The organism is Mycobacterium sp. URHB0044 (assembly GCF_000620625.1).
In the GTDB taxonomy this organism is placed as follows: domain Bacteria; phylum Actinomycetota; class Actinomycetes; order Mycobacteriales; family Mycobacteriaceae; genus Mycobacterium.
The window spans coordinates 493,712-515,492 of sequence record NZ_JIAW01000001.1; the positions used below are offsets into that span (position 1 = coordinate 493,712).

The following is a 21,781-nucleotide window of genomic DNA, read 5'->3' on the forward strand; positions in this document are numbered from 1 at the left end:
CGTTGCCTCGCTGCTACTTTCCGATCAACATCAGGTACTGGGCTGCAATCTGTTGAGTAACGGCGGCCGCTTGCTGGCCCGCGGCGAGCACCACCCACCTCCCCATCGGGGCGATGCACCGGTACGTCGGGGGAGCGGTGGGATCGGCGTTGTTGCCGGTTCTGGGGTTTTGCAGGCATTTCGCCGCCGGCAGCCCGGGCACGGTCGGGCCCGGCTCCTGGCCGGCGCTGTTGGCGTCGAACAACCCGGACGCGTACGCAGCGGCCGCTGCCGGATCCTTCGCCTGAATCACCTGGGTCGTGCCGGCGGCGGTGAAGTCGACGCCAGCCGCGTTGTAGCGCTCACCTGACCTCACCGGGTTCTGGTCGAAGTGCACTGCTCCTCGCACGCCGTACACGCCGGCAGTTTTCGTATTGACGTCCGGAATCGTTCTAGCCACCAGACCCGTCGGGTCCAGCGAGGTCTTCTGTGCGGGATCTGTCGGGTGATAGGTATCGATTCGGGGTGCCTGGAGATCGAGCGTCTTCGCCACCAAGGCGGCCGCCGCTTCCGCATTCTCCGATGACGTGGCTTCCTGATACAGCACGAATGGACCATGCGGGGTGAGACTGGTGACTTGGTACTTCCCGCCGACCTGCGGCGACTGCGTGGCCTGTGCCTCAGGGTGACCCGGGATGAACGCCATCTCCTGAGCGCCGGCCTTGAGATAGGTGCCCAGAGCAGCACTGGTCTCGGTGGCAGCGGCCGCGGCATCCTCACTCGTCGGGAAGCGCATCACCATCGTCACCAGTTTCTTACTGTCGGCATCATCGCCATCGGTGCGGGTGGAGCTGAACGCGTTGATGAAATGATGCTTGGCCGCGACGGTGCCAGCCTCCAGCAGCACGCCCTTCAGGTTCTCGGCGTCGATGATCACGACCGGAGTGATGTGGAGTCCGGTGAGCGCGGGGTCGACCTCCCAGGGGCCGACCACGAAGTCGGCCATCTGCTTGGCCTGCATCCTGATGGCGCCCTGCACGCTCCACGGCTCCTCGGGCAGCGGCGCGGTGGGATAGTTGCCGGGCTTGAGTGCGGCGACGTCGACTCCGTCCGCGCCGGCACCGGCGGTGGTGGTCGGCGGCGCGGCCGTGGTCGCGGTGCCCTGCACGTTGGAGTTGCTACTGCAGGCGGCCAACGTAGCTGCGGTGAGCAGTACGATTCCGACACGGATGAGGTTGCAGTGCATTGTGTTTCCCGTCCTGTCCCGATGAGTAGAAAATACTGACCTATAGCCTGTTGGTGCCAGCGACGTCATGGGATGCTGCTGGCGAGTTCGGGCACCCAGTGCGCATCCAAGAACTGGGTGGCCAGCGGACCACCGGGCTCTGCAAGCGCGGCGACGGTGTCGGGATCGTCGACGATCACCATGACACCGCGGTAGCCCGACAGTTGACTGGGCAGCCCGGCGGCGCCTCCGCCGCCGGCGGTCCTGTCGGTGCGCACCACGACCAGGACGTCGGTGACGATCAAGTACAGCTTGTTGACGTCGGTGACCGCCCGCGTCACTCCTCGGTCGGTGGGCTGGCGTTGCAGCAAGTTGCTGTAGCTCAATCCCAGCGACGTCAGATAGTCCGCGGCGTTCGACGGCGTCAACGTTTCGGTGACACCGTTATCGGAGATGTTCAGCACGGACACGGTCTTGCCGACGACTTTGCCGTTCTGGTTCTTCAAGTCGGACTGCTGCGCACCGATCGTGCTGATGAGCTGAGTTGCTTGGCTGTCGCGGCCGAGAATCCTTGCTATCCACTGCAATTGGGTCTGCCAGTTCCACGCCTGGTTGGTGTCCGACGGTTTGGTGATCGTCGGCGCGATCGCCTGCAACCGTTGGTACGTGGCGTCGTCGATGTCGCCAGTGGCGATGATGAGGTCGGGTTTGGCTGTCTGGATCGCGTTGGTGTCGATGAAGTTCATGATCGCCGGCGATCCGGTGATCTTGTCGCGCAGCCACGACGGCAGCGGGCCGCCGGATTCGATCGCGACCGGTTGCAGCCCAAGCGACAGCACTGCGTCCGCGTCGCCGGGGCCGACCGCGGCGACGGCGGTGGGCGCTTCGGTGACCTGGGTGGTGCCGTGCACGTGGGTGAAGGTCTGCGCGGTGTACGCGGGTTTGCTTGGTTCGGCGGTGAGGAACACCGTGGCGAGCACCGCGACCACGGCAACGATCGCGACGACGACGACGCCGATCACCAGCCGGCGCTTTACCGGCTTCCTTCCGGCGGGCGGCTGACCGGCTGGTGCGCCGGACGGCGGTCCACCGGGCGGGCCCGGCGAGAACTGGCGCGGCTGGGTCTGCGCATGCGGCCCGCTGTAGAAACCCGGGGGGTACGCGGCGGATTCAGGGCCGCTGCGTGCCTCGGTACCGCCTGGCGGAGTGGTGTGCGCCGGTGGACGCGGCCCCGGCGGTAGCGGTGGCGTCGACCATTCCTGGGTCATCGTCGACCTCGGTATGGTGGCGGTGGAGTCGGCGATCGCAGCGGTTGCCGCGGAGGCCAGCTCACGTGCCGTCTGGTAGCGATGCGCGGGATCCTTGGCCATCGCGGTGGCGATGACGTCGTCTAAGGCGCGGGGCAACCCTGGAACCAGGCCGGTCACCTTCGGCGGAGGTGCGGTCATGTGTGCCGCGGCCATCGCCGGCAATCCACCCTGTAGGCCGGAAAAGGGAGCCTTGTTGGTGAGCATCCGAAATAGACTGCAGCCCAACGAGTAGATGTCGGCACGACGATCGACGCCAACCCCGGTCAGCACCTCCGGGGCGGCGTAGGCCATCGAGGCCATCACGGTGCCATCTGTGGTCAGATGGGCGGCATCGTCGAGGGCGCGGGCGATGCCGAAATCGGCGAGAAAGACTCGCTCGTCGTCGTTGTCGTGTTCGGCAGGCGAGATCAGAAAGTTGGCTGGCTTGATGTCGCGGTGCATGATCCCGCGGCGGTGCGCGAAATCGAGGGCCTTGGCGACCTCAGTGGTGATGTGGGCGGCCCGCTGCGGAGTCATGGTGCCTAATTTCAGTTCCCGGTCGGCGTCGGTGCCGGGCACGTACTGCATCGCGATCCACAGCTGGCCGTTGAACTCGCCGCGGTTGTAGACGGCGACGATGTTGGGATGGTCCAAGGTGGCGGCAACGTCGGCCTCGCGCTGGAACCGCGCCCGGAATTGGTCGTCGCGGGAGAACTCTGCGCTGAGGATCTTCAGCGCGTCGCTGCGCGGCAGCGTGGGGTTGGCAGCCCGGTATACGGTACCCATGCCGCCGGATCCGAGGACGCCCTCTATGGTGTATCCACCAACGACATCGCCTGTTGTGAAATCCATTGCGCCCCTTTAGTTTCCGACCAGAATCGGCTGCTGGGTTGAGATCTGTTGGGTGACAGTGGCGGCCTGTTGCAAAGAGGCGGCGATGCCCCATCGGCCGACGTTGGTCGCGACACCGGCAACCGCACACACGACGCTATGGCGCACCGTCGTGGGCGAGATCATTTCGCCGTCAACAGGATGTACTGTGCGGCCATTCGCTGATGCACGTCACGCAACTGCTGGCCCCACACGTCGAATTCGTACCGGTCGGCGGTAGCCACACACCAAAACCCTGCGTCGCCCTCTGATTTCAGGCAGCTACTGCTGGGCAGGTTTGGCACCGGATCAACCGGCTTCCCCGTGGCGTCTTTGAGGGCGCCCTCTGCCCAGGCGGTTGCGCCGGCCGCGTCGCGAGCGCGAGCAATCCAGGCGTTGCCCTGCACCGCGACGTCCACGCCAGCATCGGCAAGTGGCTTCGCCGCCACCACTGGGTCCCTCATGTAGTGCAGGATCGCATACGCGCCGAAAGTCGCGTTGTTGTTGACGTTTGAGGCCTTGGGGGGCACCGGAAGTGCCTTGGCTAGCAGGCCGCTGGGATCCCGTGGCAGGTTCGGCAACTCCGCGACGTCGGTCGGCCTGAACTGATCGATGCGGGGCCCTTGAAGGTCGATCGCCCTGGCGACCAATTCCGCTGCAACGCCCAAGGTGTCGGTCACGCTGGCACGTTGCATCAACACGTACGGCCCGTGCGCGGTGAACGATTCGACGACGTTCCACGTTCGGTTGTCGGTGGTGTTGAGGTATGAATGACTGACCGCCTTCGCATCGGCGTGTCCGGGGATCGCCATCGGCGCCATCACGGTCGGCACGACGGGATCCGGGGGATCGTCAAGGGTCGCCTGCGCCATCTCCGGTGCCGCGGCACTCGCCGACTCCGGATCCGCCATTCGCAGCACGACGTTGTAGAAGACCTTCTGCCCCTCGACCTTGCGGGAAGAGGCGTAACCATAGACGTAGTTGTGCCGGTAGCCCGCCTTGGCCACCTCGTCATCGACGACCGCTTCGAGTGCGTTGGTCTTCAGCGGCATCATCCCGGGGGACGTCGCGAAACCGCTCGGGGTAAGCAGCGTGGGATCGACTTCCCACGGCCCGAGCACGAAGTCAGCCATCCGCACAGCGTCGAGCCAAGCACCGGTGGCTGGGGTTCCCGCGGCACCCATCGGCGGCAGCGGTTTGGTCGGATAGTTTCCCGGGTTCAGCAGCGTGACGTCCACAGTCCCGGGCAGTGGGCCACCCGCTGCGCGTACCGCGTTTCCGTCCACGACGGTGCTGCAACCGGCGATCAACACGGCAACTGCCAACAGAAGGAACGCCGCACGGGCTCCGCAATACCTCCCCATTACTGCAGTGCCTCCAGCAGGTGATTCAACGCACCGAGTTGGGGAGGGGCGATCTCGTTGCCCGCTTCGGCCGCGGCGACGTCGTCGGGGCTGAGCCCCACCATTGCGGCAGCCTCGGCGACGCTCAGCTCGGCCCGGTGCCGCGCGGCAAACACCCGCTGCCCCACCGTCGCGTGCGGCGAGTCCGCCGCTCGCAACAGCAAGTCGCGCCGCGTGCGACGAACCGCGCCCAGCACGCGGAAGACCTCCTCGGCGCCGGTGGCGCCGCGGGACGCGTTGGTGGCCAATGTTTCCAACCGGCTCAGGTCGGCAAGCAGCCCCTTTGCGGATGCCTGAAACGCCGCCGCGGTGGGGGCGGGAAGCATCTCAATCTGTTTGGTGATGTTGTCCAAGGCCACGGAGACGGTTTCGGCCATCCACTTCGACTCGATCGTCGTCGTGCCCCCGGTTTCCAGCATCACCGTGCGTTCGGCGTCGTCTGCGGAGTGAGCTTGCGTGGCCTCCCCCGCGGAGGATGCGACGAATTGGCGACGCAGCCGCGCTATCTCGCCCTTTTCCCATCCCAGTGCTTCCTCGAGCCGCTGTCGGGTGGCCTCGCGGGGCCAGCTGCGTCCCTTCTCGAAGGCGATGAGCACTCCGGCGTTCATTACCTTGGCTTCGGCCAACTTTCGCTGGGAAATGTGAAGGTCATTGCGCCGCTTGGCGACCTGGGCTCCTACATAGACCAAGGACGGGTCCTGGGTACTGAAGTGCACCGGAATGCCGCCGACGGGATGGCCGAGCGTCGCGGTCAGACCCTCGTCGGGGATGACGAACTCGCCGGTCACCTCCCTGCCGTCGATGAACGTGCCGTTGCGACCCGTGACCTGAGCGATCCAATGTCCATCGCGGACCGTGACGACGACGTGTTTGCGCGACACCCGGGCATCCGCGATGCGGATGTGCGCTTGTTCCGCGGCGCCAGGATCGGGACGGCCGATGATCACCGGCGTGTGTTCGGGATCGACCCGGTGGGTCTCCCCCAGAGCACGGATCGTCAGCGGGAGGACTGCCTCGCCGCTGGCGTCGTCGACCTCAGTGAATGCCATAGTCACATCATAAACCGTAGCGGTGCTACGTGTTGTATGGCTAGTATCTTTGTGTAATTGAAGCGCTTCGATTTCGCCGGAGACCCGGGCGGCCGTCCGAAATCTGGTGTCGGGGCACGTCCTAATGCCACGTACCTTATCCATCGAACACTCTCTGTAAGTGAGGAATTAGCAGCATGGCTGACGAAGAACTGACCCAGCGCGTCACCGGCGCGGCGCACGAAGGTGCCGATCCGGAGAAGACGCAGGTGGTGCCCCGCACCTCCACTCCGAGTGCGGATGCCGCTCAGGTCGACTCCGGAGCAGAGGAGAAGACGATGCGTGTCACCAGCCAACCGCCGCCCAGTCCGCAACCGGCATCTCCTCCGCCGCCGCCGAACGCTCAGCAACAGCACCCGACGCCACCCCAGCAGCCCTACGGGCCCTCCGCCTCAGCCCCCACCCCGCCGCCACCGCCGCCCGGCTGGGGCCGTGGGGCACCCCAGCCACCCCCGGGGTATGGCCCGCAGTTCCCTCCGCCGCCGGGATACGGTGCGCAGTTCCCTCCGCCGCCGCACCAGGGCTACACCGGGGCACAATCCCCACCGCAGGCTCCTTATGGCAATACATCGCAGAACCCCATGGACGCCGCGAATGCACTGCTGGCCAAGGGCAATTCGCTCATCACGCGCCTGATGTCGCGCGGAATCCGCGGCGAACTCATCCGCCAACCTTGGTTCCTGAACTTCAGAGACAACTCCGCCGACCAGTTCGTCTACGTCACCTACGGGATCGGACTGTTCCTGGCGCTCGTCATGAGCCTGATGCCAGGCTTCATCGGCACCCTCTTGACCGACCTCGTCTTTGCCGGGCTGATCTATCTGTACTTCGCACTCGGCACCAAGCTCGCCCACCAATTCGTGGCCTATGGCATCTGCGGAGTCGGAGCCGTCCTCGCCTCGTTGCGCGCGCTCTACAACGTCGCCACGATCTTCGACCTCGCGTCGGTGCACTTGGCCGGATACGCGCTCGGGGTGCTCATCAGCGCGGCCATCACCGTGGTCAGCGGTCTCGTCTTGGCCTATGTCGGCCTGCAGGTTCATCGCGCCATCCAGCGGTTGTCCTCGCCCTAACGGGACGCACTGGGTGACTGGCCGGGTTGGCGCCGCAAAGAAAGCGGAACTGACCCCGTCAACTCGCCCGTAAGATTGCCCCGTGCACAGGGTCTGGGGGCTTGACGTCACAGGATGCGCCACGAAGCGCGCATCGATCGCTTTGCTGAGTGCGTCTCAGCACAGCGTCAGAGTATTGATCGTGGCGGGAGGTCACGAATGCTGCGTCGCATAGGCGTCCTACTCGCTGTGCTGATTCTGGCGTTGCTGAGCGCGCCCCCCGCGGTCGCGATCGAGCCCCCCACCATCGACCCCGCTGCCCTGCCACCTGATGAGACGGGTCCCGATCAGCCCACCGAGCAACGCCGTGTCTGCTCCGCGCCGACGACGTTTCCAGGGGCCAACTTCGCCGACAAGCCATGGGCAAGCGACTATCTCCGGATTGCCGAGGCGCAGAAATTCGCAACGGGTGAGGGAGTAACTGTCGCCGTCATCGACACCGGGGTGAACGGGTCGCCGCGGGTGCCAGCGTTACCCGGCGGGGACTTCGTCGACGCCAATGGAAACGGAATGTCCGACTGCGACAGCCACGGCACGCTGACCGCATCGATCATTGCGGGACGGGGTGCGCCGACGGACGGCTTCATCGGCGTGGCACCCGACGCGCGGATCCTTTCGCTACGCCAGACGTCAGACAACTTCCAGCCTGTAGGCGCGCGCACCGATCCGAACGACCCAAACACCACGCAGACCGCCGGTTCGCTGCGCAGTCTATCCCGCTCAATCGTGCACGCCGCGAACTTGGGTGCGCAGGTGATCAACATCAGTGAGGCCGCCTGCTACAAGATCACCCGTCCCATCAACGAATCCGGCCTCGGTGCCGCCATCGAGTACGCCGTCAACGTCAAGGGCGCCGTCGTGATCGTCGCGGCGGGCAACACGGGACAGGACTGCAGCCAGAACCCGCCGCCGGACGCGGCGATACCGTCGGATCCGCGCGGTTGGAAGCAGGTGCAGACCATCGTCTCGCCCGCGTGGTACTCACCGCTGGTGCTGACGGTCGGCGGCATCGGCCCGACCGGCCAGCCGAGCACCTTCTCGATGTCCGGACCGTGGGTCGGTGCGGCCGCGCCTGCCGAGAACATCACCGCTCTGGGCTATGACGGCAACCCGGTGAACGCACTGCAAGGCCAGGACGGCCCGGTACCGATCAACGGCACGTCCTTCGCGGCGGCGTTCGTGTCCGGCCTGGCCGCCATGCTCAAGCAGCGGTTCCCCGATCTGACGGCTGCTCAGATCATCAACCGGATCACCGCTACGGCAAGGCATCCCGGTGGCGGCGTCGACAACTACGTGGGCGCGGGCGTCATCGACCCCGTGGCCGCGTTGACGTGGGACGTGCCGCCGGGGCCCAGGACCATTCCGTACAAGGTGAAGCAGTTGCCGCCGCCGGTGTACATCCCGCCGCCGGACCGGGGCCCGATCACGCTCGTGGTGATCACGGGTGCTGCACTGGCGCTTGCCCTCGGCCTCGGTGCGTTGACACGCCGCGCGTTGAGGCGCCGATGAAGAACTTCTTCGGACAGTTCGGCTTTCGGGTCACCACCGGCCACTTGCTGTGGGCGGCGGTGCTGATTCCGGCGTGCTTCGCGATCTTCGTCCCGCTGAATCTGCTGTGGCTGGCCATCACTCTGTCGGTCATCATCGCGATCTCGGCCGTGCTCACCGCGCGGGGCCGACGGATCACCGGTTGGTTCGTGGCGATCTTCTCGTGGCGCCGACGGCACAAGGCACCTCCGGCACCACCCTCCACCCCTGCCGTCGGCTCGACGGTGATGCCGGGTGATCACGTCGCCGTGCGCTGGCAGGGCGATCACCTGGTGTCGGTGATCGAGCTGGTTCCGCGGCCGTTCACGCCGACGGTCATCGTGTCGGGTGAGGCGTATACCGACGATGTCGTCGACACCCGGCTCGTCGAACAGCTCATTACCGCACATTGTCCCGATCTCGAGGCCGACGTCGTCTCGGCCGGCTACCGCGTCGGCAAGACCGCACCGGCCAGCCTCGTCGCGCTGTACGAACAGGTGGTCGGTCCCTACCCGGCACCAGCCAACCGCCGGACGTGGATCGTGCTGCGGGCCTTGCCGGAGGAGACACGCAAGCCTGCGCAGCGCCGCGAAGCGGGTGTGGCGGGGTTGGCACGATACCTGGTGGCGTCGACCACCAGGATCGCGGATCAGTTGTCCAGCAACGGGATTGACGCGCGGTGCGGCCGCAGCTTCGACGACTTCGACCGTGCCACGGAGATCAGCTTCGAGCGTGAGTCGTGGTCATCTATCAAGGGCCGCAGCACCTTTACCGCCGCCTACACCGCGCCCGGCGGTCCCGACGTCTGGTGGTCGGCCCGGGCGGATCACACCATCACCCGGGTGCGGATCCGGCCCGGCACCGCACCCACCACCACGGTGTTGCTGACGACACTGGCGAATCCGTCGACGCCGCGTGGCTTTTCGTGTCTGTTCGGTGGCCAGCGTGCGGCGCTGCACGGTCTGAGCCCGGTGACCGACCGCCACTACGAGCTGCCGATCGGTTCGGCGGGAGTGCTCGTCGGCGAGACCGCCGACCGCTATCCGGTGTACATGCCGTTCGACGACGTCGACGTCAGCATCAACCTCGGTGACGCGCGATTGTTCACCCAATTCGTCGTGCGGTCAGCCGCCGCGGGTGCTGTGGTCACCCTCGGACCGCAATTCCGCGAGTTCGCCGGGTTCATCAACGCACGCATCGGTCAGGTGGCCAAGGTGGCGTGGCCCAATGCCACCACCTACCTCGGCCCGCATCCGGGTGTGGGCCGAGTGGTGCTGCGGAGCAACTTCATCGACACTCCGCGCCACCGTCAGCTGCCCATCCGGTTGATCAATCCGCGCGAGGAGAGCCGCTACCAGATGGCGCTGGAGCAGTGATAATGAGTTTGCTGTGCGCGTTGGAGCGCCGGCGCATCGAGGAGGGGACATGTCGGGGGACGAACTAAGGGTCGACACGATAGATCTGGTAACCAAGGCGATCCAGATCGAGAACGTCAAGTTCAGCAACCCGCTGCTCGACCAACCCCTCGTAATACCGCCGGATCAGCTGCCACTCTCAAAGACTGTGGTCGAGAATCTCCAGGAGAACGCCAGCTTCCTCTATCGGAATCAGGATTACGGCGATCGCGAGGGCGCGCGTCTGGCCGAGTCGCTGAGGTCGGTTGCCCAGGCCTACGACGATGTCGATGCGGCCGGGCAGGCCGCCATCGAAGGAACTGGCCCGCCGGTCGCGCCGGTGATGCCCAAGACGAACACGATCCCGCCGCCGACGCCGCCCGCCCCGATGGGGGCGCCGCTGGGGCTCAGTGCCGATGAGTACCGGGATGTCGAGGGCGCGCAGCAGGCGCTGTCGATGGGAGATCATGGGGCGTCGCTGCAGGAGGCGGCAGCCGCCTGGACCGCCAACGGCGCTGCACTTAAGACCGCTGCCGAGACCTTCAAGGTGAAGATTCAGAATTGGGAGGGCGACGCAGCCGAGCAGGTCTACACGAAGTTCAACGAGTACGGCAACTGGCTTGCCGAGCTCGGCTCGGCCTGGGAGAAGCTCGCCGGTGAGGCCAGGCGGATCGCCGACGCACACGTGAAGGCGCTGCTCCAGCACACCGAGGTGTACCAGCAATACATGCAGCTGAAGGCGCAGATGGCTACGGCGATTGCCAACGGCGGCAGCGCGGCTCACAACTTGGGCCTCCAGATGGAGAAGTTGCAGAAGGAATCCGAGGAGATTCGCCACGGCTACGCGGGGGAGGCTGCACCGCAGACCGTCAACCCGCCCAGCCCGCCACCTCCCAGCGGAGTACCAGCCGTCCCGGTCACGTCGAACGGCGACCCCCGCAAGACTTCCGACCCGAATGGCAATCCGCAGACTGGCCCCGGCGGCGGCTCGGGGCAGGCACCGCCGGGCGCACAAGCGCCGGCCGTGTCACCCATGTCTGCTCAGCCCGCGTCTGCGGGCGCTCCCTCCGGAGGAGGTGCCCCATCTGGGGGCGGCGCTCCATCGGGTGACGGGTCGCCGGCAGGTGGCGGTTCGCCTTCGGGTGGTGGCGCGCCGGGCGGGGGTCTGCCCGGTGGGCTCCCAGGCGGCGGCCCGAAGGACATGCCGAAGCTACCGACCGATCCAAGCCTGCGACCGGCTGCGGCCAGCGGGGGTGGCGGCTCCGGCGGCGGGGCCGGTGGAGGCGGTGCAGGACCAATGCCGTTGCAGCCCAGCGTCGGCGGCGTGTCCGTCGGGCCGGGCTCGGCGACCCCCACCGCGGGGGCCGCGGCCGGTCCGACTGGCGGAGGTGCAGCCGGCGGCGGCATGGGTGGCATGGGCGGAATGCCGATGGGCGGCGGCGGCCACGGGCAAGGTGGCAGCAAGGAGAAGAAGCGCACGCCCGGGCTGTCGCCGGATGAAGACCTCTACACCGAGGATCGACCCTGGACCGAGGCGGTCATCGGCAATCGTCGCCGTAAGGACGTTCAGGACAAGGACTCCAAGTGAGCGACGACATGCATCCCCAGGTGGCCGCGGTGCTGAAGCAGGCGCAACGGCTGCAGTCGTTGATGGATGACCAGTTGGCGAAGATGAACACCGAAACCTTCACTGCCACCGACGAAGCGGAGACGGTCGAAGTCACCCTCAACGGACACCACTGGTTGACCGGCGTCTTCATCGAGGACGGCTTGCTGCGGTTGGGTGCCGCCACCGTGGAGGGACGGGTCAACGAGGCGTTGCAGAAGGCGTCGCTCCAGGCGTCCGAATCGATCGAAGCGGATCGCGAACGAATCGACGCGGTCGTCGCCGAGATCACGGCGGATATGGAAGACGGCGTTTAGTGTGCGCAGTCGCAAGTCCAGCGCGAGCGCGCCCCGGAAGCCATGATGAATTGCTGCGGCGCATATCTCGTTCCGAAGAGCAGCAATGAGGAGCGCTGGAAAGCGGCCACGTTCTGAGAAGCGGCCGATGGACATAAAACGGTCATTCACATCCATCGGGAAAATCTGTGCGCAGCGGCGACCTAGTCGTAACTTAGGCTGGTGATTGTTCGCGTCGGTAAACTCGGCGCGTGGACTATCGATCTTGCGGGGGTGCCGGAATGGTTAGGCCAGCCACAGGGGCGGACGCATGAGCATGCCGCCCCAGGGTGGATGGCAACCACCGCACCAACCCAGTTCGATGCCGCCGGGCTCCCAGCAGCCATACATGGGTCAGCACCCCCCCAGCTACCCGCAGGCGCCCTGGCCGCAGCAAAGTGTTCCGCCCCAGCGGGGCAACAACGTCAAGTGGCTGCTGGTCGCCATCGCGGTTTTGCTGGTGATCGGAGTAACCATCGGCGCCACACTGTTATTCACGCGCGGCGCCGGCGATGCGTCGCCGACGCCGAGTACGTCTGCTTCGCCGGGCGATATCGCGAGCGCCAATGACACTGGCCCGGTGTCGATCATTACTGAAGAACCTACGTGCATGACATTCAACGGCATTAACAACAGCCTGGCCGATGTCGAGGCCAATGGCTGGGGTACCCAGCGTGCGACGCTAGGCCCTGCTTCGGAATGGACCGCCGAGCAACGGCGTCAGACCGAAGCCGTTGCGGCGGCAATGCGCAATGCTGCGGACCAAGTGGTGACATTGGCCAAACAGACGCCGCATCGTGTAGTTCGCGAAATCTACCAGCAGTTCATCGCCTACGGTCGTGCCTACGCCGACAGCCTTCCAAGTTACGTCCCAGCGGACGACGGTCTGGCCTCGGCATTCGTCAGTGCTGGCTCCGCTCTGATCGGAATCTGCAACACGATTGAATACGGATCGGCTAGCCGTTCGATTGGTATTGCATCCGCACCGTCACCTACGCAAGTAGTTCCGCCGACCGACCTGTCTAATCCAATTCCTTTCATTGCGTCATCTAACCCAGCGTGCGCCGCTTGGGTCCAGCGTCTTGATGGATTCAACTCCACCACGTCGTCGGACTGGCAGAACCGCGATGCAGGTGTTCCAGCGTCCGAGTGGACGCCCGAGCGTCGGGCTGTTGAACTTGCAGCCCGTCCACTACTCATGGAATACGCCAATGACATCACAGAAGCTGGTCGACAAAGCGATAACCCCGTATTCCAGGATTTCGCCTTTGCGGCCGCACTGTACACAAAGGCGTACCTTGCCGCCGGTGACAACTACAACGGTGCCGCTGACGGGTGGCTCAACTACACTGCGTTTCGACTGGCGAACCTAGTGTCAGGTGCCTGCCGTGCAGTTGCGGGTTAATTGACATGGCAATCGAAAGGCCTACCGGGGGATACAAGGGGCAAATGACTTCCCCTCCAACCGCGTGGCCGGAAGCAGATGAAGACGCGCACACCCGACGTTCGGACGAGCTCAAGACGACGCAAACGCAACTGTTGGACAAGCTGGCTTCCTGGCAGCAGACGCAAACGAAATTATTCGACGGCCAGACCTGGTTTGGTCGAGCGTCGGATGGGGCGAAGAATACGGTTCAGAGTCATATCGACCGAATGAATTCGATCGACAGCATGCTGACTAGTGCAATTACGTTTCACACGAATGTTAGTGAATCAATCAGGAACTCCAAGAACCAGATCATTGCCATCTGCGATCGAGCCCAGCATGCAATCGATTTGATCAACGGCGCGACCGTCGCTGACGAGTCCGAGCGACAGGGACAAATCCAGGACATTGTGGACGCCGCCTTTGCGGCCAACTCCGCCGTGGTTTCTGCGGCTGGCGCCGCAGTCACCACGGGTCAGGTTTATCCGCCTGGGCGCGCTGAGGGCCTGCCAGCGTTCGGCGAAGCGCCGGGGCCAGCTGCTGCTGTACCTACGCCGCCGGGGCAGTCCACCCAGAACGCGACGCATACGCAGAACATTGTCAAGAACTCGCGCAACCCGCCAGCGCCCGCGGGGCAATCAACCGAAACTGAGACGCACTCACAGAACGTCTTAAACAACCACGACAAGCCACCGGTGGCCGTCCCTGCAGGTCAGTCCGCCCAGAATCCCACCAACACAGAGAACATCGTTAGCAGTCCAGTCCCGGCTGCCCACACGCCGTCCGCTCCGCCAACTAGTGGCTCGACTCCAAGCCCATCGGGCACAGGAGCGCCGTCAGCCCCCGGGGGCGGCATCGGCAGCGGCAGCACTGGTTCCCCGTCCGGTTCTCCATCGACCCCCTTGTCCGGTTCAGGCAGCAGCGGTGGATCCCCCTCCTCGAGCATCCCTGCGACACCCGCATCCACCCCGACAGACGCGAAGCCCAAGCCAACTGCGGGACAGGAAGCCGGCCCAGGCGAGCAAGTCTCAACCGGCCAAGCGCCCGCGAACGACTTCACGAAGGCCATGGCCGAGCAATCCGCGAATGCGACACAGCCACCCGTTTCTGCGGCGTCTTCCACCGCGCCGCCCGTAGCACCGCCAACACCGCTGGCACCACCTCAAGTCGAAGCCCCTGAATCCGCACCCGCAGCGCATTCCTCCGGGTCAACCGGCTCCGGTGCCGCAGGCAGTAGCTCCGGCGGCGTCGGCAGTGGCTTCTCGGGCGGAGGCAGCGCCGGGACGCCCATTGCCCCACCCACTTCCAGTGCACCCATGCCGCCGGCAATGCCGCTCGGACCTCCGAGCACGCCACCACCCGCGGCGCCAACGCCTCCGCCCTCCACGCCTACCGGGCCCGGGGTCAATCCTGCGTCCGTCAGGGCCGACGCGGGCGGGATAGGCGCTGCGCCCGTGCCGGTTTCAGCAGCACGGGCAGAACGCGACGCGATCCTCTCCGCATCGACGGCGGGCGCCATGCAACGCAAGTCGAACAACGGCAGCGCAGCGCTGATCCAGGCTCGCCGCATCGCCGCGGCACTGAACATCGGCGTACTCGACTATGGCTTCTTCTGGGTCACCGGCTTGACCGCCGACGGATCGATCGTCGTCGCCAACAGCTTCGGTTTGGGCTACATCCCGGACGGAGTCCAACTGCCACCCCAGGTGACCATGGCTACCGCGGACGAGACGATCCCGCCGACGGACCGCGCCAAGTGGGCGACCTACCCCATCCTCGCCATCCAGGGATGGGCGCAGAGTCACTCCCAAAAGTTGCGCGCCGTCATCGCCACCGAAGAGCAGTTCGCACGATTCGATCCTGGTGCGGCCAAGATCGTCCTGCGGCCCGACGACATCCCCGAAACAGGAAAGATGCAGGGGCGCAGCCGACTTGAAGTGATCGCCCCAGAGGTTGCGGCGCGTCTGGCCTCCGTCAGCGACGCCGCCCTGGTCGAACTGCTTCCTCCGCCTCCGGCCGACACCGCCGCGCCAGAAGACCGTTCCACCATGCTGTGGTTCGAACTCACGAAGCCGTTGATGAGTACCGCTTCGGATCGAGGGATGGCCCACCTCAAGGCATTCGTCGACTACGCCGATCATGCTCAGGAGCAAGCGCTCTACCGTGCCCACACGGCAGTCGACGCTGCGGCCCAGCGGCAAGCCATCGCCGATTGGGTGTACTGGCAACACCTCAGCGTTCTGATCTCAGACGCCATCGGCGCCGAAGCCACCGTGTAGTCGCCGCTACGGTCGACCTACAAGTTCACCGATGGATCCGGGGCCGCATGCCTTGGCCCGGACGGACTCGGTTGCGGCGCAGGAGGATTCACTTGCGTGGGCGCCTCACTCGCCGTCGAATCGGGAGCACGTTCTCCCTTCGACTCTCCAGATGCAGCACCCTGCCGCTCGTCCTCCCGAGGCCTGTCCTCGGCTTGACGGTCCTCCGCCTGCTCCGGGCCCGGCTCGCTTGATTGACCCGCCTCGCCGCCCTTGCCTAGACCGGCCGTCACCTGACTGATCTGCTGCACGCCCTGCATCACGCTCTGCGGGACGGACGCGACAGCGCCCATCGCCTGCTGCGCCATCTGCATGGGCATGCCCATCATCTGACCCATCTGGCTCATCGCATCGCCGCCCGAGCCCCCTCCCGACCCACTGGCCGCGGGCCCACCCGCCTGGTCAAACTGGTGCTTCTCGTAATTCGCGGCGACTTGTTCGTCGGTGGCCTGGTACTTCCCGGCGGCCGAAACGATGTTGCCCGCAGTCTTCGTCGCGTCCGCCTTCACCTGTGGCAGACCTTCCTGGATGGGCCCCTCGATACCCGGCAGCCGAAAGGCGATCGCCTCCGATATCGCATCGACACCGGAAACGACGAACGGTGGCGGGGCATCAGGCAGACCGCCCGCCGAAGCCTCCAGTTCACCACCAAGCTGTTCCACCAGAGGGGCGTCGACCTTCAACACATCGCCAGCACCGCCACCGACAGACATTTCGAGCTCCCCTCAGAACCGCAGATTCCGCAGCACGTCGTACACGCTCGCGATCCACAACAGCATAGGAATCACCGCCGCAATGGCCGTGCCGTCGAGCAGCTCGAGGATCCGCTTCGTCACAGGCGAGACCCGTCGCACGCCATCGGTCGCCCCCACCAGGATCAGCGCGACGACCGCGACGGCGACGTAGACGCTCAACACCAGCCATGCACGCTCTGGGTACCAAAGGCTGAGCCGGATTGCCACGCCGGTCGGGATCACCACGAGAGCCGCCAAAAGCGCCCAGGCGCACCACCGTTCGGCGTACAACCGCGACCGGAATCCACACACCGAGGTGACCAGCCCGGCCACGATCAGACTATGCAGGAAGAAGTGGCCCTGCACCACCACCGCGATGGCCCCGAGGGCGAGCACCAGGGCACCTGCGGTGACGAAGCCGATCAGTAGCTGTTTGGCGAGGTGGCTGCGCTCGGTGAGACGAGCAGCGGACTCGGGCACCGATGCGATGATCGCCTGCCACGTCGGCGATTCCTCATCAGTGGCGTCCGGACTCGAAATCGGGTCCAGCAGTTCATCGTTGGCGACGGATTCGCCCGGCGCCGGGATCGGCGGCAGCGCGATGCGTGCGACGGCGACCGTCAGCTTGGCCGCATTCGTGACGACGATCAGGCCGAAACCGATCGCCCCGGCCGGTACCCAGTACTGCCAGCCGTAGCCGTAGGCGATCGCCGCGGCCGTGATCGCTATGGTCGCGATCGCTGCGAACGAGGCAATCTCCGCTCGTCGGCGTGGCCCACCCCGCGTCGCTAAGACGAGAAGGAGGACCACGGCTGCGGCGCCCGCAACATTCGGGGCGCCCAACCCGTCGACGCCCAGCGGCAGTGGCACTGCCAGTGCCACGGCGCCGGCCAGCAGCGGTGTCGAAGCGAGCAGCAGGCTTTCGGCCAAGTCGAGGTTGCCGTAGCGGGACCTGGCCATGACGCTGCCGATGAGCACCCCGAGGCCGACCACGCCCAGCGCCACCGGCCACCACCAGTCGTGACCCGTGTCCGACCACGCGCGCAGCGCGATACCCGTGATCACCAGGGCCACCAACGGAATCGCCAAACCCACGAAGCGGTTGAGCGCCGTGCGGTCGAACTCGGGTGACTCGTCGAGCACCGCGATGGCGTCGATCACGTCCTCGACGAGGGGCCGGTATCGCTCGGTGCGGCTAACCGAGACGAGTGTCAGGAGCGCTCCGTCGACCACGCCCGCGTCGTCGAGCGACTCACTCGCCTTCAGTGGCGGGGCACCCGGGCGCGCGAACGCCCACTCCCCCTGCGCCTTGAAGTCGAAGCCCGCCAATACATCTGCGGGCGTGTCCTCGAGCAGTTCGGCCAGCACCGCGACCGTCTCGTCGATGTAAGTCTCGACTGGCGCGGACGCTGGTAGGACCAGGTCGGTGAGCCGACGACCCGTCAGGATCGTGACGCGGGTCGTCGACGGCCTGCCGGGCGTCACGCCCGACGTGCTAGGTGCGGCGGCCGTGGTGGTCAACGACGCTCAAGCCTGTCGAAATCATCGGACAGCGCGGCGCCGAGTTCGGTGATCCGACGTCGGAATGTCTTGCCCAGCAGGTCGAGTTGGATCTCCGTGCCCGCAGCGATGTGCTTGTCCCACGGCAGCACGATGACGCGCCCCGGCGGAACGTGGCGTTCGAACTGCTCCACCAAGTCGGCGACGTCGATGTTCGGCTTGCCCGGCACGACGTGGTTGATCACCACACACGACCGGCCGAGCAGATCCTGATACCCGTTCTGCCGCAACCAGTCCATCGTGACGGCGGCCTGCCTGGCCCCGTCGATCGATGCGCTGGCCACGATCACCAGACCCGACACCGTCGAAAGCACGCCGCGGGAAGCCGGCTGGAACAGCCCGGCGCCGCAGTCGGCCAGGACGAGGTTGTAGTACCGCGACACGATGCCGACGGCACCCTTCCAGTCCTCGTCGTTGAACTCACGACGCGCGCCGCTGTACTCCTCGGAGGACAACACCTCGAGGTTTGCCGCGTTCATGCTGGTGTAGGCGCGGATGTCGTTGTACCGCGCGAGTTCCTTGTCCGACAACAGATCCGATACCGTCGCTGCCGACTGGCGGCCCGCGCGATCGGCCAGGTTGCCGCCGTCGGGATCCGCGTCGACAGCCAGGATGCGGTCGCCGCGGACCTTGCTCAGCTCCGAGCCGAGGGCCACCGTGACGGCCGTCTTGCCGACGCCGCCCTTTAGCCCGAACACCCCGATTTGGTAGGAGTCGCGCGCGTTGCGGCGGATCCGCGTGTGCAGATCCAGTTCGTAGATCTCATCCGGCGACAACCCGAGGTTGATACGCGTCAACAGATAGACCATGTGCCGCCAGCCACGCTGCGACGGCATCTTCACCGCGGATCGCACGCCGACGTGCGAGAGCGCGTCGATGGCACGGTGGTTGCCGATCGTGGCGGCCGACGTGGGCGCCGGCTGGGCAGGCACCTGCTGAGCCGACGTCCACACCGCGCGGTTCTCTGCCTGCTGCTCGGCGAAGTGTTGTGACGGTGCGGGCGGCGGTGCCTGCCGCGCTGGCGGCGCGGGCGCCGGACGGGCCTGCTCGTAGCGGGCGCCGGTCGGTGCGGACGCCTGCGGCGTTCGCATCATTCCGTTTTGCACTCGCTGCGGTGCAGAACCCTGGGCCGGCCTGATCTGGCTGGTGATCTCGGTCTGACGTGGTGGCGGCGCGGCGGCGGCAGCCGTCTTGGTCGGGGGCGGAGCGACGGGCAGTGGGCCAGACGGGGCGTCTGGGCGTGCCGCGTGGGACGGCGCGGGTCCGGCGTTGCCGGGCAGTACCGCGTCGCGGTCGACGGTCTCTGTCTCCTCCTCGGGCGGCTGCGTCGCGTCGGGGGAGTGGAAGAGCCGGTCATAGTCGGCCGACATGGAGACCTCTCAAGGGTTGGTTTGCGGTGTGGCATGAGCTGAGGTGGGCGGGAGCGGCATTCGACCATCCCGCCCACCTCGGTGCTCGGTTCGCTACATGCCGAAGGAGTTTCCGATGCCGACGTCGGCCGTGTGCATCTCCGTACCCGCGTTCTGAATAGTCTGTCCGAGATTGGCCAGCGCCGCATTCAGTTCGGCGGACGCATTGTTCCACTTCGTCTGCAGCCCCTGGTAGGCGTTCGATCCAGTGCCGTCCCAGGCGGCGACCAGCCTGGCCAGACCGGCGCTGCCCTCGTCGAGCAAGCCGTTCACCACTCCGGCGTAGCCGTGGATCTCGAGGGCGAGCGCCTCGATCACGGGGAAATTCCATACCTGTGCTGTACCGCTCATGATTTTCTCCGATTCCGTTGATTGGTTGTCGTGGTCAGCCGTGGATGCCGAGGTTCACGGCCTGGCCGATGAGCCCGCTCTGGTCGCTATCGTGGCTGTCGTACTGCACGCCGCCGCCGTGCAGGTTCATCACGATCTCGTCCAGCGCCGCCTTTTGCACCTGAGCTGCCTCCTGGTACCGCATGAACGCGGCGTGGGCAGCGGTGCCGGACTGGCCCACCAAGGCTGCAGCCATGGCGCCCTGGGTCCCGTCGACCTGTGCCATGACGCCCTGAAGCCCCGCCGAAATGCCATCGAAGTTGCTGGCCTCAGCGATGAGGACAGCAGAGTCTGTTGTTAACCCGGCTCCTGTACCAGCCATTTCTCACTACCTTTCTCTCGTGTCCTCACCAAGGGATGGCGAGTCTTCCAGCCCCGTGGGCCGGGAAGTCTTGTGTGGACGGCTACCAGTCGTCTTCCTCGTCTTCGCCCAGATCCTGAGGAAGGAGGGTCGGGGCCAGCAGCCCCGTCCTGGATCCGCCGCCGCCCTTGCTGCCGTGACCGGCGCCGGCCATCGGGCCGCCGCCTGCGCCGCCCGAGTTGTTGACCGGCGCGGCTCCCGTGCCGCTGCCACCCGCCGCCGCACCAGGCACCATCCCCACCGGCGATGCGCTAGGGCTCGACGCGATCGGCTGCCCCACGAGGCTCGACATCAACGGCGTCCGAGCCGCCGAGCCACCCATACCCGGCAGCGACGCGGCGCGTACCAACCCGGCGCCCGACGTAGCTCCCGAACCACCTGCCAATGGATGGTTCGACATTGGACTGGCGCCGATCAGGCCCATTTGAGCACCTTTGTCGGAGCCGAAACCGCTACCCATCTGGCTGAAGATCTGGGTCACCTGTTGGAGCGGCTGGCTCATCTGCTGCACGGGCTGCGTCACCATTTGGCCGAGCGTTTGCGGCACCTGCGCGGCCATGGAGCCCATCTGCGACGCCATCTGGGTGGCCATCTGAACACCCTGCTGAGCGTTGCCCTGCTGCTGGCCGGCTTGCTGCGCACCCTGCTGCGCATGTTCCCTAGCGCTGTCGGCTCCTTGCGCAGCCGACGTTCCGGCGTTGACGGCGCTGCCGGTCGTCATTGCGGCGATCTGCATGCTGCCCTGGGCGGCGACCTCAGCGAACGTCGCCTCTCGGATGATTGCGCCGCCCATCATCGCGACGTTCTGGCCGATCGCCATCGCGGCCCCGCTCTCACCGACGCCGGGCATGACGATGGGCTGCGCCGGCGCGATGGGTTCGAACACCGTATTCATGGAGGTCTCGGCTTGGTAGGCCTCCATGGCGAACGCCGCCTGGTTCCACATCCTTACGAAGTAGTCAGCCTCATTGATGCCGATCGGCATTGCGTTGACGCCGAGGAAGTTGGTGGCCTCGAGCACCGCGTGCGTGACGTGGTTCATCTCGATCTCGGGCAACGGCGGCGTGGTAACCATCGCCATCGTGTACGCATTGGCCTGGGCGATGGCCTGCATCGCCCGCTTCTGGGCCTGCAGAGCAGTCGTGCGCAACCAGACCACCATCGGCGTCGTCGCCGTGACGGCCCGCTCGCTCGCGCCGCCCTGCCACGAACTCTGCAGCGCCACCAGGCTGCCTGCAAGTTCCTCAGCCTGTGTCTCCAGGGAGATCGCAAGGGTCTCCCACGCCGCTGCCGCCTGGAGCATCGGCGATGGGCCCGCACCAGCCATCAACCTGGCTGTGTTCACCTCTGGTGGCAATGCTCCATAGAACATCGCCATCATTGCGGGTACTGCAGACATAGTTTGCTGGACTCAATCTCTCTGAGTTGACTTGTTGTTATTACGACATGCGTGTGATTACGAAAGGGTGGCCGCGCTAGAGGCGTCGACAGCCGTGTAGAGCTGGGCTGATTCGATGTACGCCGCGCCCGTGCGCGCCAACTCTTCCTGAGCGAGGGCATTCAACGCATTCACCTGCAGAGCCTCCGTCGCGAACGCGATCGCCGCCTGCACCGAGACCTCCTCTGCACCTGCCGGTATCAATGCGCTGGCCTCGGTTGTCGCCGCCGTACCGGTGGCTAGGCCGCGGCCGCCGTTTGCGACGACCTGAGAACCAACTCCAACGGCGCCTGGATTGTGCATCAACGGTTGCATTT

General features: G+C 65.9%; 19 protein-coding genes. 7 read left to right on the forward strand and 12 right to left on the reverse strand.

Annotated elements, in window-relative coordinates; all coding sequences use genetic code 11:
• Positions 1-13: 13 nt before the first annotated feature.
• The 4 genes from N536_RS40595 to N536_RS41175 all read right to left on the reverse strand — a co-directional run bounded on the left by N536_RS40595 (position 14) and on the right by N536_RS41175 (position 5,815).
• Positions 14-1,147, reverse strand: coding sequence for a hypothetical protein (locus N536_RS40595; RefSeq protein ID WP_155948381.1), 1,134 nt, complete (start codon positions 1,145-1,147; stop codon positions 14-16).
• Between the two features lie 143 nt (positions 1,148-1,290).
• Positions 1,291-3,345 (reverse strand): serine/threonine-protein kinase, encoded by a 2,055-nt coding sequence (locus N536_RS0102395; RefSeq protein WP_029112141.1) that lies wholly within the window; start codon positions 3,343-3,345, stop codon positions 1,291-1,293.
• 161 nt (positions 3,346-3,506) lie between these two features.
• The gene (locus N536_RS0102405) at positions 3,507-4,676 is read right to left on the reverse strand and encodes a hypothetical protein (protein ID WP_155948382.1); all 1,170 of its coding nucleotides are present in this window, start codon (positions 4,674-4,676) and stop codon (positions 3,507-3,509) included.
• Positions 4,677-4,726: 50 nt separating this feature from the next.
• Positions 4,727-5,815, reverse strand: coding sequence for an FHA domain-containing protein (locus tag N536_RS41175; protein ID WP_051574179.1), 1,089 nt, complete (start codon positions 5,813-5,815; stop codon positions 4,727-4,729).
• 176 nt (positions 5,816-5,991) lie between these two features.
• Here N536_RS41175 and N536_RS42005 point away from each other — a divergent pair, with 176 nt between their 5' ends.
• The 6 genes from N536_RS42005 to N536_RS42010 all read left to right on the forward strand — a co-directional run bounded on the left by N536_RS42005 (position 5,992) and on the right by N536_RS42010 (position 13,233).
• Positions 5,992-6,927: a hypothetical protein gene (locus tag N536_RS42005; RefSeq protein ID WP_155948383.1), complete on the forward strand. Its 936-nt coding sequence runs from the start codon at positions 5,992-5,994 to the stop codon at positions 6,925-6,927.
• 201 nt (positions 6,928-7,128) lie between these two features.
• Positions 7,129-8,475: a type VII secretion-associated serine protease mycosin gene (mycP, locus tag N536_RS0102420; protein WP_029112145.1), complete on the forward strand. Its 1,347-nt coding sequence runs from the start codon at positions 7,129-7,131 to the stop codon at positions 8,473-8,475.
• Entirely contained in the window at positions 8,472-9,869 is a 1,398-nt protein-coding gene (gene eccE, locus N536_RS0102425; RefSeq protein WP_029112146.1) for a type VII secretion protein EccE, read from the forward strand. The genes mycP and eccE overlap by 4 nt, the downstream gene beginning before the upstream one ends.
• Positions 9,870-9,918: 49 nt before the next feature.
• Entirely contained in the window at positions 9,919-11,475 is a 1,557-nt protein-coding gene (locus N536_RS43290) for a PPE domain-containing protein (protein WP_029112147.1), read from the forward strand.
• Entirely contained in the window at positions 11,472-11,810 is a 339-nt protein-coding gene (locus N536_RS0102435; protein WP_029112148.1) for a YbaB/EbfC family nucleoid-associated protein, read from the forward strand. The genes N536_RS43290 and N536_RS0102435 overlap by 4 nt, the downstream gene beginning before the upstream one ends.
• Before the next feature lie 367 nt (positions 11,811-12,177).
• The gene (locus N536_RS42010; RefSeq protein WP_155948384.1) at positions 12,178-13,233 is read left to right on the forward strand and encodes a hypothetical protein; all 1,056 of its coding nucleotides are present in this window, start codon (positions 12,178-12,180) and stop codon (positions 13,231-13,233) included.
• A gap of 1,183 nt (positions 13,234-14,416) precedes the next feature.
• Here N536_RS42010 and N536_RS42015 read toward each other — a convergent pair.
• On the reverse strand, positions 14,417-14,662 hold the full coding sequence (locus N536_RS42015) for a hypothetical protein (protein ID WP_155948385.1): 246 nt from the start codon (positions 14,660-14,662) through the stop codon (positions 14,417-14,419).
• Between the two features lie 46 nt (positions 14,663-14,708).
• On the opposite strand from N536_RS42015, the gene N536_RS41180 reads away from it, so the two are divergent.
• Positions 14,709-15,533, forward strand: a complete 825-nt coding sequence (locus tag N536_RS41180; RefSeq protein WP_155948386.1) for a secretion protein EccK — start codon at positions 14,709-14,711, stop codon at positions 15,531-15,533.
• Between the two features lie 17 nt (positions 15,534-15,550).
• Here N536_RS41180 and N536_RS0102445 read toward each other — a convergent pair whose 3' ends face one another.
• The 7 genes from N536_RS0102445 to N536_RS0102475 all read right to left on the reverse strand — a co-directional run bounded on the left by N536_RS0102445 (position 15,551) and on the right by N536_RS0102475 (position 21,779).
• A complete protein-coding gene (locus tag N536_RS0102445) occupies positions 15,551-16,285 on the reverse strand; it encodes a hypothetical protein (protein WP_064751507.1) in 735 nt (244 codons plus the stop codon).
• A 12-nt stretch (positions 16,286-16,297) separates the two neighbouring features.
• Positions 16,298-17,827, reverse strand: coding sequence for a type VII secretion integral membrane protein EccD (gene eccD, locus N536_RS0102450; protein ID WP_029112151.1), 1,530 nt, complete (start codon positions 17,825-17,827; stop codon positions 16,298-16,300).
• Positions 17,824-19,236: a MinD/ParA family protein gene (locus N536_RS0102455; RefSeq protein WP_029112152.1), complete on the reverse strand. Its 1,413-nt coding sequence runs from the start codon at positions 19,234-19,236 to the stop codon at positions 17,824-17,826. Before N536_RS0102455 ends, eccD begins: the two co-directional genes overlap by 4 nt.
• A gap of 93 nt (positions 19,237-19,329) precedes the next feature.
• Entirely contained in the window at positions 19,330-19,626 is a 297-nt protein-coding gene (locus N536_RS0102460; protein ID WP_036435011.1) for a WXG100 family type VII secretion target, read from the reverse strand.
• A 34-nt stretch (positions 19,627-19,660) separates the two neighbouring features.
• The gene (locus tag N536_RS0102465) at positions 19,661-19,987 is read right to left on the reverse strand and encodes a WXG100 family type VII secretion target (protein WP_029112154.1); all 327 of its coding nucleotides are present in this window, start codon (positions 19,985-19,987) and stop codon (positions 19,661-19,663) included.
• A gap of 82 nt (positions 19,988-20,069) precedes the next feature.
• Complete coding sequence (locus N536_RS0102470; protein WP_231514388.1) at positions 20,070-21,425, reverse strand: PPE family protein; 1,356 nt, start codon at positions 21,423-21,425, stop codon at positions 20,070-20,072.
• Positions 21,426-21,482: 57 nt separating this feature from the next.
• Entirely contained in the window at positions 21,483-21,779 is a 297-nt protein-coding gene (locus N536_RS0102475) for a PE family protein (RefSeq protein WP_029112156.1), read from the reverse strand.
• Positions 21,780-21,781: the final 2 nt, after the last annotated feature.